Below are 14,785 nucleotides of genomic sequence, written 5' to 3'. Positions count from 1 at the left end.
GGTCAGGCCCGCTTGTAGACGGGCGGGCGCTTCTCCGCGAAGGCGCGGGCGCCTTCCTTGGCGTCGGCGGTGTCGAAGACCGGCCAGCCGCGGGCGAGTTCGGCCGCGAGGCCGTCGGACTCGGTCATCTCGGCGGTCTCGTACACCGACGCCTTGACCGCCTCGACCGCCAACGGGCCGCAGGAGTTGATGCGTTCGGCGATCTCCAGGGCCTTCTCCAGGGCCGTGCCGTCCGGCACGACGTGGCCGATCAGGCCGATGTCCGCGGCCTCTGCGGCACTGTAGGGACGTGCGGTGAGCAGCATCTCCAGGGCGTGGGTGCGCGGGATCTGGCGCTGCAGGCGGACCGTGGAGCCGCCGATCGGGAACAGTCCCCGCTGGACCTCGAAGAGGCCGAAGGTGGCGGACTCGCCGGCGACGCGGATGTCGGTGCCCTGGAGCATCTCGGTGCCGCCGGCCACGCAGTACCCCTCGACGGCGGCGATCACGGGCTTGCGCGGCCGGTGGTGGCGGAGCATCGCCTTCCAGTGCAGGTCGGGGTCGGCCTTGAGCCGGTCCCGGTACTGCTCGCCCTCCATGCCCTTCCCGGCGAGGGCCTTGAGGTCCATGCCGGCGCAGAAGGTGCCGCCCGCGCCGGTGAAGACGACCGAACGGACCGAGTCGTCCTCGTCGGCCTCCAGCCAGCCGTCGTACAGGCCGACGAGCATGGCGAGCGAGAGCGCGTTCTTGGCCTGAGGCCTGTTGAGCGTGAGCACGAGTGTGGCGCCCTCGCGCTGCACGGTGAGGTGTTCGGTACCGCCCATGGCGCATCTCCCCTCGGAAAGAACGAGAACAGGTTGCAGGAGGTGTGATGCCACTTCAAGAGTTTTCTGACAGGTAGTCAGATTTCTTGCGCTCGAACCCTTCCCACTTGCCGCGCCCTTTGCTCTGATGACCGGCGAACCGTTGGAGGAGTCAGGCCGCCGAGGGTCAGGAGGAGCGGTGGAGTACAACCTTGCCGACCTGTTCGAGTCGGTCGTCGACGTGGCGGCGGACCGCGAGGCGCTCGTGTACGTCGACCATCCGGGCACGGGCGCGGAGCGCCGGCTGACGTACGCGGAGCTGGACGCGGCGGCCAACCGTATCGGCCATCACCTGCTGGACAGCGGGATCCGTCCGGGAGAGCACGTCGGCCTGCACCTCTACAACGGCGTCGAGTACCTGCAGACGGTACTGGGCTGCCTGAAGGCGCGGCTCGTGCCGGTGAACGTCAACTACCGCTACGTAGAGGATGAGTTGGTCTACCTCTACCGGGACGCGGATCTGGTCGGACTGGTCTTCGACGCGGAGTTCGCCGACCGGGTGGCCGCGGCACTGCCGCAGGCCCCGGCGCTGCGGCATCTGATCGCCGTCGGTGCGGCGGTCGAGGGCGTCGTCGGCTTCCAGGAGGCCGAGTCCGGCGGCTCCCCGGAGCGCGGGTTCCCCACCCGCTCGGGCGACGACCAGTTCATCATCTACACCGGCGGCACCACCGGTATGCCCAAGGGGGTGATGTGGCGTCAGGAAGACCTGTTCTTCTCGGGGTTGGGCGGTGGCGCGCCGACCGGGGAACCGGTGAAGAAGCCGGAGGAGATCGCGGAACGGGTGGCTGCCGGCGGGACGGGGATCACCTTCTTCCCCACTCCCCCGCTGATGCACGGCACCTCGACGCTCACCGCCTTCATCGGGTTCAACTTCGGCCAGCGGGTGGTGATCCACCGCAAGTTCGTGCCCGAAGAGGTGCTGCGGACCATCGAGAAGGAGAGGGTCACCAGCATCTCCCTGGTGGGCGACGCGATGCTGCGGCCGCTGATCGACGCGCTGGAGGGACCGATGAGGGGCACGGACTGCTCGTCGGTGTTCAATGTGTCCTCGTCCGGGGCGATCATGTCGGACACGGTCCGCCGGCAGTTCCGGGAGCTGCTGCCGAACGCGATGCTGCTGAACAACTTCGGCTCCTCCGAGTCCGGCTTCAACGGCACGGCGACGGAGGACTCGGGCCCCGAGCGCGGCTTTCGCATCCGCGTCAACTCCCGTACCCGGGTGGTGGATCCGGCGACGTACGAACCGATCGCCCCGGGCGAGGTGGGCCGCGTCGCCCAGCACGGCCACGTCCCCCTCGGCTACTACAACGACCCGGTGAAAACCGCCGCGACGTTCTTCGAGAAGGACGGCGAGCGCTGGGTGCTGCTCGGCGACATGGCCACCGTCGACGAGGACGGCGTCGTCATCGTCCTCGGCCGTGGCTCGCAGTGCATCAACACCGGGGGCGAGAAGGTGTACCCGGAGGAGGTCGAGCAGGCGCTGAAGTCGCATCCGGACGTGTACGACGCCCTGGTGGCCGGGGTGCCGGACGCCACCTGGGGCAATCATGTGGCGGCGGTGGTGCAGGTGCGCCCGGGGGCGCCGCACCCCTCCCTGGAGGACATCCAGACCCACTGCCGGACCCGGCTCGCCGGCTACAAGATCCCGCGCCAGCTGGTGATCGCCGAATCCATACGGCGCTCACCGAGCGGCAAGGCGGACTACCGGTGGGCGCGGGAGGTGGCGGTGGCGGAGAGCCACTGACGACGGCTCACCCGGCCGGTCGTCCCGCGAGTCCCCCGCCAGTCACGCCGCCCATCCCCCGCCAGGAACGGCTCCACGGCGGCGACGAACTCCTCGGGACGGGACTCGTGCACGAGGTGCCCGCGTCCGGGGCCACCAGCCGGCCCCGGGGGTCCGTTCGGCGAGGGCCGCGACCCGGCCCTGCGGAAGGTGGCTCCGCGCACCGCGCACCGCCAGGATGGCCGCAGTGATCCGGTCCAGTCGCTCCCACCGGGCCGGATCCGGCGCTTTGACCTGCGCGTCGGTGCTCGCCACCAGCGCCCAGTCCGACGACAGGTCCCCGTCCGGCCGTGCGGTGGGGGGCCGGGGCGGGTCGCAGGGGAGCGGCGCGGGTACGTCCTCCACCACGAGCCGCCCTACGACGTCCGGACGCGCCTGCGCCGGCAGGTGGGCCACGATCCCGCCCGTGGAATGCCCGACGACATCGACGGGTGCGACCCCGAGAGCGGCGATCAGCTCCCGCGCGTCGTCACATCGCCTCGTACGTGTAGGCCCCGGCGCGTCCCCGAGCCACTCGCTGTGCCCATGCCCGCGCAGGTCGGGCGCGCACACACGGCGCGCTCCCGGCCCGGTGGCCAGCCTTCGGCGACCGTCGTCCAGTCGCCGCCGTCGGCGCCCCGGCTGTGCAGCAGGAGTACGGGCGGCGCTCCCTCGGGGCCCGGGCGCGGTGGGCGAGGGAGATGCCGTTGACCTTGATCGTGCGCATGTCTGGCACGCCATCCACGCCGCCAGCCGGTCCTCGGCCGTGGGCGGTCTGCCCAGGGCCCACGGGGTGGTCGTGACCAGTGCCAGCCGGGCCACCCGGCGCGGGTGGCGGGCGGCGAGAGCAGGGCGAGGCTGCCGCCCGCCGAGTGCGCGAGCATGTCCATCCGCTCCAGGCGGATCGTGGACGAACGCCCGAAGGAGTCCTGAGGGGCGTCAGGAACCGAACCGGTCCCGCAGCTCGCGCTTGAGGATCTTCCCGCTGGCGTTGCGCGGCAGCTCGTCCACGAACAGCACGCGCTTCGGGGCCTTGAAAGGGGCGAGCTTCTCCCGGGCGTGAGCGACGAGTTCGTCCTCCGTCACGGCGCCGCGCGGGACGACCACGGCCGTGACCGCCTCGATCCACTTGTCGTCGGGCAGCCCGATCACGGCGGCCTCGGCGACGGCCTCGTGGGTGTAGAGGGCGTCCTCGACCTGGCGGGAGGCGACGAGTACGCCACCGGAGTTGATGACGTCCTTCACCCGGTCGACGATCGTGAAGAAGCCGTGCGCGTCCCGCACCGCCAGGTCCCCGGAGCGGAACCAGCCGTCCCGGAAGGCCGCCGCGGTCTCCTCGGGCTTCTCCCAGTAGCCCTCGCACAACTGCGGGGAGCGGTAGACGATCTCACCGGGTGTGCCGTCGGGGACGTCCTCCCCCTCCTCGTCCACGACCCTGGCGTCGACGAACAGGACCGTACGCCCGCAGGAGTCCATTCGGCCCTTGTGTTCGTCCGGGGCGAGGACGGTGGCGAGCGGCCCGATCTCGCTCTGCCCGAAGCAGTTGTAGAACCCGAGCTTCGGCAGCCGCTCCCGCAGCCGCTCCAGTACGGGCACCGGCATGATCGACGCCCCGTAGTACGCCTTGCGCAGCCCGCTCAGGTCACGGGCGGTGAAGTCGGGGCGGCCCGCGAGGCCGATCCAGACGGTGGGCGGGGCGAAGAGGCTGTCCACCCGGCCCGCCTCGATCAGGTCGAAGAGCCGGTCACCGTCGGGCGCGTCGAGGATGAGGTTCGTGGCGCCGACGGCGAGGTACGGCAGCAGGAACACGTGCATCTGCGCCGAGTGGTACAACGGGAGGGAGTGCGCGGGCCGGTCGCCGGCGCTCAGGTCGAGGGCGGCGATCGCGCTGAGGTACTCGTGCACCAGCGCCCGGTGGGTCATCATCGCGCCCTTGGGCAGGGCGGTCGTCCCCGAGGTGTAGAGCAGCTGCACCAGGTCCTCGGTGCGCGGCTCGGGACCGTCGTACGGTTCGGCGTCGGCCAGCCGGGCGAGGAGCGAGTCGTCGGCGTCACGCAGGGGCAAGGACCGTACGCCGTCGGGGAGTTGTCTTCGGAGGTCCGGATCGGTCAGGACGAGGGTGCTCCCCGACTGCCCGACGATGTACGCGAGGTCGTCACCGGTGAGGCTCTGGTTGACCGGGACGTGGACGAGACCCGCGCGGGCGCAGGCGAGGAAGGCGATGAGGTAGGCGTCGGAGTTGTGGCCGTAGGCACCGACCCGGTCGCCTGGCGCCAGTCCCTCGCCGAGCAGGACGCTCGCGGCGCGCGAGACGGCGTCGTCGAGTTCCTCGTAGGTCCAGGTACGGTCGCGGTACTCGACCGCCACGCGTGCCGGGGTGCGGCGGGAGCTGCGCCGCAGCACCCCGTCGACCGTACTGCCGTGTCCGGGCGTCATGCCACATGATCCTCGGGGGGACGCCCGGGCAGGTCAAGTCGGGCGCCCCCGCGCCGGTGCCGGACGGTGTGCGTGGGGAGGCAGGTCACACCGGTCGGGTGCGGCCCTCCCAGTACGGCTCGCGCAGCCGTCGCTTGTACAGCTTGCCGTTGGGGTCGCGGGGCATCTCGGTGATGAAGTCGACGGACTTGGGGCGCTTGTAGCCGGCGAGGCGGTCGGCACAGTGGGCGAGGAGGGTGGCCGCGAGGTCCGGGCCCGGGTCGTGACCGGGGGCCGGTTCGACGACCGCCTTGACCTCCTCGCCCCAGTCGTCGTGCGGGATGCCGAAGGCGGCGGCGTCGGCGACGGCCGGATGGGCGAGGAGGGCGGACTCGATCTCCGCCGGGTAGATGTTGACGCCGCCGGAGATGATCAGGTCGATCTTACGGTCGCGGAGGAAGAGGTAGCCCTCCTCGTCGAGGACGCCGAGGTCGCCGACGGTGAAGAAGTCGCCGATGCGGTTCTTCCTCGTCTTGGCCTCGTCCTTGTGGTAGGAGAAACCGCCGGTGCTCATCTTCATGTAGACGGTGCCGAGTTCACCGGGCGGCAGCCGTTCGCCCTCGTCGTCGAAGATCGCCAGCTCGCTGATGGGCCAGGCCTTTCCGACCGTGCCGGGCTTCTTCAGCCAGTCCTGCGCGGTGGCGAAGGCGCCGCCGCCCTCGCTGGCCGCGTAGTACTCCTCCACGCAGTCGCCCCACCAGTCGATCATCGCCCGCTTGACGTGGTCCGGACAGGGCGCGGCGCCGTGGATGGCGTGCCGCATGGACGACACGTCGTACGCCCGCCGGGTGGCCTCGGGGAGGGCGAGGAGCCGGTGGAACTGGGTGGGGACCATATGGGTGTGCGTGCAGCGGTAGGTGTCGATGAGGCGGAGCATCTCCTCGGGCGTCCACTTGTCCATCAGGACCAGGCGGTGGCCGATGTGCAGGGAGGAGCCCGCGAACTGCAGGACCGCCGTGTGGTAGAGCGGGGAGCAGACCAGGTGCACGTTGTCGTCGAACGGCCGGATGCCGAAGAAGCCGAGGAAACCGCCCAGGTAGGCCTCCTCGGGGAGCTTGCCGGGCAGCGGGCGGCGGATGCCGCGCGGGCGGCCCGTCGTACCGGAGGTGTAGTTCATGACCCAGCCGAGGGTGCGGTCGGCGGGCGCCGACTCCGGCCGGCCGTCGAGGAGTTCGGCGTACGGGCGGAAGCCCTCGGCCCCGCCGACGCCGTACCGGTGGCTCGCGGGCAGGCCGGCCTCGTCGGCGGCCCGGCGGGCCTCGTCGGCGAAGCGCTCGTGCGTGACGAGGACCTTGGCGCCGGAGTCGGAGACGATCCAGGCGATCTCGGGGCCGACGAGGTGGTGGTTGACCGGGACGAGGTAGAAGCCGGCCTGGGTGGCGGCCAGGTAGGCGGTGAAGAACTCCGCCGAGTTGGGCAGCACGACCGCGAAGGCGTCGCCGCGTTCCATGCCGGCCGCGCGCAGCCCGTGCACGAGCCGGTTGGCGGCGGAGTGCAGCCGTCCGGCGGTCCACTCCTCGCCGTCCGGCGCGATCAGGACCGTGCGGTCGGGGTCGGCGGTGGCCTGGGCCCAGAAGCCTGTGGGGGGTGTGCTCGTGCTCGTCACTGGCCGCTCCTTCCGGCGATGCGGTTGACGCGGTCCACGGCCTGCTCGAAGCCGCGGGTGAGGTCGTCGAAGACCGCCTGGACGCTGCGGACCTCGTTCATCCGGCCGACGATCTGCCCGACGGGCGTGCCGAGCAGCGGGTCGACCTCGTACTTCTGGATGCGGGAGACCGCCTCCGCGACCAGCAGTCCCTGCAGGGGCATGGGGAGGGTGCCGGGTCCGTGCGGGTCGTCCCAGGCGTCGGTCCATTCGGTACGGAGCTGACGTGCGGGTTTCCCGGTGAGGGCGCGGGAGCGGACGGTGTCGCCGGAGCCGGCCGCGAGGAGTTTGCGGGTGAGCGCGGGCGAATGGAGGTCGGCCTCGGCGGTCGTCAGCCAGAGCGATCCGAGCCACACGCCCTGCGCGCCGAGCGCGAGGGCTGCGGCGATCTGCCGTCCGCTGCCGATGCCCCCGGCGGCGAGGACGGGCAGGGGAGCCACGGCGTCCACGGCCTCCGGGGTGAGCACCATCGACGCGATCTCACCCGTGTGGCCGCCGGCCTCGTAGCCCTGCGCCACCACGATGTCGATGCCCGCCTCCTTGTGCTTGCGCGCGTGCCGGGCGCTCCCGGCGAGCGCGGCGACGAGCACGCCCCGCTCGTGGGCGCGGGCCACGACGTCGGCGGGCGGGGAGCCGAGGGCGTTGGCGAGCAGCCGGATCGGGTAGTCGAAGGCGACGTCGAGCTGACTGCGGGCGACCTGCTCCATCCACCCGGTGATCCGCCAGCCGGAGGCCTCGCCCTCGGCCAGTTCGGGCACGCCGTACTTGGCGAGGGTGTCCCGTACGAACTGCCGGTGGCTCTCGGGGATCATCGCCTCGACATCGGCCTCGGTGACGCCCTCCACCTTCTTCGCGGGCATCACGACGTCGAGCCCGTACGGCCGCCCCTCGATGTGCGCCTCGATCCAGTCGAGGTCGCGCTTGAGGTCGTCGGGGGCGGTGTAGCGGACCGCGCCGAGCACACCGAAGCCGCCCGCGCGGCTGATGGCCGCGGCGACGGCGGGGAACGGCGTGAAGCCGAAGACGGCGTGCTCGACTCCCAGTTGTTTGCTCAGCTCCGTCTGCATGGGCGCAGGATGCCGCAGCCGGTGCGACGACGGAAGCCTCTTTCTGATACTCCGTCAGATTTACTGGGGCGTCCGGTCAGGTTCGCGTGGCCGGGGACTCCAGCACGGCCATGGCCGCGTTGTGTCCCGGCACCCCGCTCACCCCTCCCCCGCGCACCGCGCCCGCCCCGCAGAGCAGCACGTTGGCGTGCGGGGTCTCCACGCCCCAGCGGCCGGTGCCGTCCTGGGCGTACGGCCAGGACAGGTCGCGGTGGAAGATGTTGCCGCCGGGCAGACCGAGGTCGCGTTCCAGGTCGAGCGGGGTCTTCGCCTCGATGCAGGGGCGGCCTTCGGCGTCGGTGGCCAGGCAGTCGGCGAGGGGTTCGGCGAGATGGGCGTCGAGCTGGGCGAGGGTGGCCTTGAGCAGCTCCTCGCGGGCGGAGTCGTTGTCCCGCTCGAACAGCCGGGCGGGCGTGTGCAGGCCGAACAGGGTCAGCGTCTGGTAGCCCCGCTCGACGAGGTCCGGGGCGAGGATCGTCGGGTCGGTCAGGGAGTGGCAGTAGATCTCGGACGGCGGGGCGGCGGGCAGCGCACCGGCGGCGGCCTGGGCATGGGCGGTGGCGAGCTGCTCGTATCCCTCGGCGATGTGGAAGGTGCCCGCGAAGGCCTCACGCGGGTCGACGGAGCTGTCGCGCAGCCTCGGCAGCCGTTCGAGCAGCATGTTCACCTTGAGCTGGGCTCCCTCGGCAGGGGCGGGCGGCTCGGCGCCGGTGAGCGTGGCCAGCGCCTGCGGGGAGGCGTTCACCAGGACGTGCCGGGCGGTGGCGACGCCCTCGCCGTCGGGGGTGCGGTAGGTGACCTCGGCGGTACGGCCGTCCGTGGCGATCCGTACCGCCTCGTGGCCGGTGGCGATGACCGCGCCCGCGTCCTTCGCGGCGGCGGCGAGGGCGTCGGTCAGGGCGCCCATGCCGCCGACGGGCACGTCCCAGGCGCCGGTGCCGCCGCCGATGACGTGGTAGAGGAAGCAGCGGTTCTGCTTGAGGGAGGCGTCGTGGGCGTCGGCGAAGGTGCCGATGAGGGCGTCGGTGAGGACGACGCCCCGGACGAGGTCGTCCGTGAAGTTCTCCTCCACGGCGACCCCGATCGGCTCCTCGAAGAGGATCCGCCAGGCCTCCTCGTCGTCGACGCGGCGGCGTAGTGCGTCCCGGGAGGGCAGGGGTTCGGTGAGGGTGGGGAAGATCCGCCGGGCGACCCGGCCGGTCATGCCGTAGAGGCGCTGCCAGGCCGCGTACTCGCGCTCCCCGCCGGTCAGCCGCGCGAACGCCTCGCGGGTGCGTTCCTCTCCCCCGCCCACGAGGAGTCCCGTCGGCCGGCCGCCGCGCTCGACGGGGGTGTACGACGAGATCGTGCGTCCCTGGACCCGGAAGTCCAGGCCGAGGTCCCGCACGATCTTCTGCGGGAGCAGACTGACCAGGTAGGAGTAGCTCGACAGCCGGGCGTCGACGCCGGCGAAGGGGCGGGTGGAGACGGCGGCGCCGCCGGTGTGGTCGAGCCGTTCCAGCACCAGCACGGAGCGCCCGGCCCGGGCCAGGTAGGCGGCGGCGACGAGCCCGTTGTGGCCGCCGCCGACGATGACGGCGTCGTAGCTGTGGTGTCCCTCGTGAGCAGGCATGGTCCTTCGTAACACGATCCACGGCGGGGTGGATGTCGCGATCAGCCGGAAACTTCCGCTGCGCCTCGGCTCTCCTCGTGCCACCGCGGGGTGTGGTCGGGCCTGCCCGTTCCCGCGGCGAGGGAAGTTCTTTGTGAGCGCGGATGTTCCCGGACCCTCGGCGGACCCGGGCCCGGGTGAGCGGCGCCGACTGGGCCCGGGCCTGCCCGGCCAAGCGGCATCGATCAGCCCAGCGACGCCGTCGCCGTGCGGAGGTCCTCCAGGGCTGCCAGGACATGTGGCGCTAGCCCTTCCGCGTCATCACGATCGCTCTCGGACCACCGGGCGTAGCCCCGCTTGAACGCGAGGACTCCCAGCTCGCCCGCGAGATGCGCAGTCGGCTCGGGGACACCGCGGGCGATGAGCGCGGCTGTCATGGCGGCCGCGAGACCGACGCTCTTGAGGGCGTCGCGCTCCTGAAGTTCGGTGCTGGCTGCCACGGCTGCTTCGATGCGGGGGCCGAGTTCGCGGTTCGTCGGCCCCATGGCGCTCGATGCCCGCTCGAGGCCGGCCGCCACCGCCTGAAGCGGGCTGGCGCCCGCAGGCGCCTCGGTGATGCCGTCGGCGAGCAGCCTGCTGAGCGTCTCCTGCCCGGCGACCAATAGCTCGCGTTTGTCGGAGAAGTGCCGGAAGAAGGTGCTCTTGGTCACGCCGGCGCGCTCGGCAATCTGCGTCACCGTGGTGGCGTCGTATCCCTGTTCGGTGAACAGGTCGACGGCCGCGACGACGAGTCGCTGGGCCGCACCCGGTTGCCATCTAGCCATGAGACCAGGATAGGTGATGGGACACCTGTCCCGTCACCGTGTATGGTCAGTGACGGGACAATGGTCCCATCACTTTCAGGGAGAGCTCATGCATGTCTTCGTCACCGGCGGTACCGGCACCATCGGCTCCGCCGTCGTCGCCGAACTGCTCGGCAACGGCCACACCGTTCTCGCACTGGCCCGCTCGGACGGTTCGGCACAGGCTCTTGAGAGCGCTGGTGCCAAGGTGCTGCGAGGAGGGCTGGCGGACCTCGACATCCTGCGGTCCGGCGCTGCGCAGTGCGACGGCGTGATCAGCCTGGCCTTCGAACGCGACCACAGCAGTCCGGATGCGCTCGCCCGGGCCATCGCCGAGGAGAGCGCCGCCCGCGCCGCGCTGGGGCAGGAACTCATCGGCAGCGACCGCCCGATCGTCACCGTCTCGGGTACGCCCTGGGTGCCAGGACGCGCCTCCACCGAGGCCGATCCGCTGCCGACCGCCGGACCGGTGGGCGGTCGGGGCCGTTCGGTCACAGCCCTGCTGGATCTCGCCTCGCGTGGTCTGCGCAGCACGGCTGTCCGCATGCCGCGCACGGTTCACAACGAGGGCCAGGGCGGATTCGCGGGCCTGTTGGTCGATGCAGCGCGCCGTACCGGGGTGTCCGGCTACCCGGGTGACGGCACCCAACGCTGGCCGGCCGTGCACGCGCTCGACGCAGCGGTCTTGTTCCGTCTGGTCCTTGAGTCGGCACCGGCGGGGACGTCCTGGCACGCTGTCGGCGACGAGGGAGACGCGGTGCGGGACATCGCGACAGTCATCGGCCGACGACTGGGGCTGCCGGTCAAGGAGGTTCCGCAGGAAGACTTCGGCCCGTTCGGCCCGATCTTCGCCATGGACCAGCCGGCGTCCAGCGCCCACACCCGCAATGCCCTCGGATGGCGGCCGACGCACTCCAGTCTGCTCGATGACCTGGAAAGCATTCAGCCCTGACGCACGCCCGTCGTCTTCCGCGTCCAGTGGCTCGTGCGCGGGTTCTGACGGGTCGGACGCGGGTCATCATGGTGATGAGTGCCCAGTTCAGGTGGGCTGCTCGTCAACTGCACCGGTCGCGGCCTGTTTCCGCAGGTCAGTTCGCGGGCCATGCAACATCAGGGAGGATCCACCCACCCATGTTCGACCACGTCACCGGGTTGCGGCCCGAGGAAGCCGCGCGATGGACCGCGCTTGTCGAGCGGTGTCGGCCTGTGCTCGCGAATGAGGGGATGGAGGCCGTTCAAAATCTGCTGGCCGAACACGGCATGAGCATCATCCAGTCGATCGCGATCACCCGGGCGTTGCTCGGTTGGGCAGAAACACCTCTACGCATCGCCACCGAAATCGTGACCACGAGTGCTGCTCGGACGGTCATCAGCGACGCAAACTGAGCTACGAGGAAGAGCACGGACGTTGGTTCGGAGAAGCATGTGTCCGTTGTCCGGTCCTCATCGTCTCTGCAGCCCAGAGGCCGCGACTCGTTGAGATCCGCGACAACTTGATCACCTCTCCTCGGACCGGATCCGGCCCGGCGGAGACGGCTCGTCGCGATCCACGACAACCTCATCGCCCATATCGCCGAAGCCGAGCGCGAAGGCGGCTCGGCGATGTCGAAGGTCTCCAGGTCAGCCCGGCTGGCGCCGGGGAGAGGCTCAGCCGGCTCGATCGGGGCCACGGGGAGCACACGGCCGTGGACCTTGGCCTCCCCACCATGCGTGGTGATCGATGAACCCACGAAGGTGTGCTGCCGCGTGGCCCTCTACCAAGATCGAGAACAGGTTTGAAGAAGCCTGCGTCAAACGCCCTTCAGAACACGATCAAGTGCCGCCCGGCCTGTCGGTCCCCAGTGCGGCTTGCCGCCGGGAAGGCCCCGATCTCCGTTCTGCCCCATGAGCATCAGGGACAGGCTCTTCATGGCTGCCAGCCCGCGGGCGCGCCGGATCGCCGCCTCGTCTGCATGCGCGTACACGTCGAAGAACCGTGAGGCCGTGCCCGCGGGCAGCAGCAGCCATGCGGCGGCAAGGTCCCACGCCGGATCGCCGGCGAACATGGCACCGAAGTCGACGATGCCCGAGAGCGTTCCGTCCGAGACAACGACGTTCGCGGGATGGAGGTCGCCGTGCACCCACACCGGCGGGCCCTCCCACGCGTGGGCCGCAACGGCGTCTTCCCAGACGTCCCGGACATCGGCAGCAATGTCGTCGGGGACAACGGACTGGAAGAAGTGCTCGAAGGCCTCCGTGCAGTTCCTGGGATGGGCACCGAAGTCCGTAGAGATCGGCGCCTCGGCGGGCGCCTCCACATGGAGCGCCCGGAGGAAACCCGCCAGCGTGTCGGCCGCGTGGGCGCCGCGGCTGATCGAGCCGTGGTCCAGCGGCTCGCCGGGAACCCACGTCATCACGGTCCAGTGCTTGGGGAAGCGCTCGGACGGTTCGCCGAACCGCACCGGGAGCGGCACCGGGAGCGGCAGGCGCGGGGCCAGCACCGGGAGCCACCGCCGCTCCTTCAGCTGGAGCTCCGGGGTGGGGTCCATGCGCTGCATGCGCACGGCCAACTCGTCCCCGAGGCGCCACATTTGGTTGCCCCAGCCACCCGCCACCTCTCGGATGGCCAGCCCCGCAAGGTCTGGATGCTGCTCCTGCAGCACGTCGCGGACCAGGTCCGCGGTGATCTCGATCTCGGTGTCGGTCATGCGAAGTCACAGTACTGAGGCGGCAGGCGGAGCGGTTCTCGCTCCCGGGAACACGCGTTGAGTTCCCTCTGGCGTCACCAATTCGGTTTCAGGGAGCTGCAGACCAGAAGCTTCGGGACGTCACGGCCCCAAAGAGCGGAGAAGCCCGCGTCCGCTGTTCCATGCTGCGGCCTGACCCCACCCAACGACCCCGCCTCGTCGAAATCATCGGCGACCTCAACGCACGCATCGTCCTGGGTGCGTCACACCCAGGAAATCGGCGGCCTGGTTGCCAGGTCGGCGGCGGCGGAATCTGGGGTCATCGCCAGGCCGGACCGCCGGCCGACCCGCCTCCACGGAACAGGACCACGCCATGTACCTCAGCGACGCCGCTCGCCAGTCCCTCCTCGCCCGGTTGCGCGCGAACGCCGGCGCCCCTGGCCGCCGTGTCCTGCTGACCGGCGCCACCGTCGTCTCCATGGACCCCGCCCTCGGCGTCCTGGACAAGGGCGACGTGCTCATCGAGGGCGACGTGATCGCCGCCGTGGGACCGGACCTGAGGGCGCAGGGCACGATCTCCGACACCGTCGTCATCGACACCACCGGCTGCATCCTCACGCCGGGATTCGTCGACACCCATCGCCATGCCTGGGAGGCGCAGCTGCGACGGATCATGCCCGACGTCGACGATCTGGCCGGATACGTCACCAGCACGCTGCTGGGCATCGCACCGGTGTACCGGCCCGCGGACATGTACATCGGCACCAAGCTGGCGGCGCTGACCGCGCTGGACAGCGGCATCACCACGATGCTGGACTTCTCCCACAACTCCCGTACCGCCGAGCATTCCGACGCGGCGGTACAGGGCCTGCTGGACACCGGCATCCGCGGCGTCCACGCCGCCATGGCCCCGCACTTCGGCGACTGGGACAAGCAGTGGCCGGCCGATCTGGCTCGACTGCAGGAGCAGTACCGCAGCGATCTGCTGACCTTCCGGCTGGCCGGCCTGGCCACCGACGAGATCGCCGGGCCCGCCCTGGCGTATGGACCCGAACTCGCCCGCGGCGCAAGCGAACTGGGCGTCGGTGTGAGCGTGGACGCCGTCTTCGGTACGGCGTCGTCGCAGGCCGTCCTCGCCTGGGAGCGGCAGGGCCTGCTCGGCCCCGACGTCACGCTCATCCACTCCACGGGACTGACCCCGGATGCCTGGCGGGCGATCGGGGACACCGGCACGACGATCGCCCTGGCGCCCACGTCCGACGCGCAGATCGGTCTGGAGAGCGCGATCCCGGCCGTGGACGAGGCCCTCGCCGTCGGGGTCCGGCCAGGACTGAGCATCGACGTGGAGGTCGCCCTGGCCAGCGACATGTTCACACAGATGCGGGCCCTGCACGCCATCCAGCGCATGCGCGCGGTCAACGCCGTCTACGGCACCGAACAGGAGCCGTCCCGGATCGGTGTGCACGACGTGCTGGACTTCGCCACGCTCCAGGGCGCCCGCACCAACGGCCTGGCCGACGTGACCGGTTCGATCACCGTGGGCAAGCAGGCCGACCTGCTCGTCGTCCGGGCGGAAGACATCAACAACATGCCGCTCAACGACGCGGTGGGCACCGTGGTCCTCGGATCCGACACGCGCAACATCGACACGGTGTTCGTCGCCGGCCAGGTGCGCAAGTGGAACGGCCTGCTGCTCGACGTCGACCTCGACGCGCTGCGCGGCGAGGTCACCGCCTCCCGGGACCACATCCTGGCCAATGCCTCCTGACCCCTTGCGAGGCTGGGACAGGGCCCGCATGCGAGAAACACTCGCCGACCCGTACGGCGCTGTCGCGCGGAGCGGGGCATACGGCGCA

Annotated in this window: 12 protein-coding genes; 4 read left to right on the top strand and 8 right to left on the bottom strand. The window is 70.9% G+C overall.

The annotated features are described in order from the left end of the window. Positions 1-2: 2 nt before the first annotated feature. Positions 3-803, bottom strand: a complete 801-nt coding sequence (locus tag ACIBVL_RS24385; protein WP_399099700.1) for a crotonase/enoyl-CoA hydratase family protein — start codon at positions 801-803, stop codon at positions 3-5. Between the two features lie 178 nt (positions 804-981). Here ACIBVL_RS24385 and ACIBVL_RS24380 point away from each other — a divergent pair, with 178 nt between their 5' ends. Beyond that, positions 982-2,586, top strand: coding sequence for an acyl-CoA synthetase (locus ACIBVL_RS24380; protein WP_399099698.1), 1,605 nt, complete (start codon positions 982-984; stop codon positions 2,584-2,586). 42 nt (positions 2,587-2,628) lie between these two features. Here ACIBVL_RS24380 and ACIBVL_RS24375 read toward each other — a convergent pair whose 3' ends face one another. From ACIBVL_RS24375 to ACIBVL_RS24350, 6 genes are all read right to left on the bottom strand, one after another. Then, on the bottom strand, positions 2,629-3,345 hold the full coding sequence (locus tag ACIBVL_RS24375) for an alpha/beta fold hydrolase (protein WP_399100389.1): 717 nt from the start codon (positions 3,343-3,345) through the stop codon (positions 2,629-2,631). 198 nt (positions 3,346-3,543) lie between these two features. Next, the gene (locus ACIBVL_RS24370; RefSeq protein ID WP_399099696.1) at positions 3,544-5,040 is read right to left on the bottom strand and encodes an acyl-CoA synthetase; all 1,497 of its coding nucleotides are present in this window, start codon (positions 5,038-5,040) and stop codon (positions 3,544-3,546) included. Positions 5,041-5,125: 85 nt separating this feature from the next. Continuing rightward, on the bottom strand, positions 5,126-6,685 hold the full coding sequence (locus ACIBVL_RS24365) for an acyl-CoA synthetase (protein ID WP_399099694.1): 1,560 nt from the start codon (positions 6,683-6,685) through the stop codon (positions 5,126-5,128). Continuing rightward, positions 6,682-7,791 carry an NAD(P)H-dependent flavin oxidoreductase gene (locus tag ACIBVL_RS24360; protein ID WP_399099692.1) on the bottom strand — a complete coding sequence of 370 codons (1,110 nt, stop codon included), beginning with the start codon at positions 7,789-7,791 and terminating at the stop codon, positions 6,682-6,684. The genes ACIBVL_RS24365 and ACIBVL_RS24360 overlap by 4 nt, the downstream gene beginning before the upstream one ends. Positions 7,792-7,867: 76 nt before the next feature. Further along, positions 7,868-9,442: a phytoene desaturase family protein gene (locus ACIBVL_RS24355; RefSeq protein ID WP_399099690.1), complete on the bottom strand. Its 1,575-nt coding sequence runs from the start codon at positions 9,440-9,442 to the stop codon at positions 7,868-7,870. A 224-nt stretch (positions 9,443-9,666) separates the two neighbouring features. Further along, positions 9,667-10,245, bottom strand: coding sequence for a TetR/AcrR family transcriptional regulator (locus ACIBVL_RS24350; RefSeq protein WP_399099688.1), 579 nt, complete (start codon positions 10,243-10,245; stop codon positions 9,667-9,669). 88 nt (positions 10,246-10,333) lie between these two features. Between ACIBVL_RS24350 and ACIBVL_RS24345 the strand changes: the two genes are divergently transcribed. Further along, positions 10,334-11,215, top strand: a complete 882-nt coding sequence (locus ACIBVL_RS24345) for an SDR family oxidoreductase (protein WP_399100387.1) — start codon at positions 10,334-10,336, stop codon at positions 11,213-11,215. 179 nt (positions 11,216-11,394) lie between these two features. Further along, positions 11,395-11,649 (top strand): hypothetical protein, encoded by a 255-nt coding sequence (locus ACIBVL_RS24340; RefSeq protein ID WP_399099686.1) that lies wholly within the window; start codon positions 11,395-11,397, stop codon positions 11,647-11,649. A 404-nt stretch (positions 11,650-12,053) separates the two neighbouring features. Here ACIBVL_RS24340 and ACIBVL_RS24335 read toward each other — a convergent pair whose 3' ends face one another. Beyond that, a complete protein-coding gene (locus ACIBVL_RS24335; RefSeq protein WP_399099683.1) occupies positions 12,054-12,950 on the bottom strand; it encodes a phosphotransferase in 897 nt (298 codons plus the stop codon). Between the two features lie 352 nt (positions 12,951-13,302). Between ACIBVL_RS24335 and ACIBVL_RS24330 the strand changes: the two genes are divergently transcribed. Then, complete coding sequence (locus tag ACIBVL_RS24330) at positions 13,303-14,697, top strand: amidohydrolase family protein (RefSeq protein WP_399099681.1); 1,395 nt, start codon at positions 13,303-13,305, stop codon at positions 14,695-14,697. The last annotated feature ends 88 nt before the right edge of the window (positions 14,698-14,785 follow it).

The organism is Streptomyces sp. NPDC049687 (assembly GCF_044465285.1).
Taxonomy (GTDB): Bacteria; Actinomycetota; Actinomycetes; order Streptomycetales; family Streptomycetaceae; genus Streptomyces.
The sequence above is the reverse complement of the archived record's forward strand: the minus strand, read 5'-3'. Positions and strand labels throughout refer to the sequence as shown.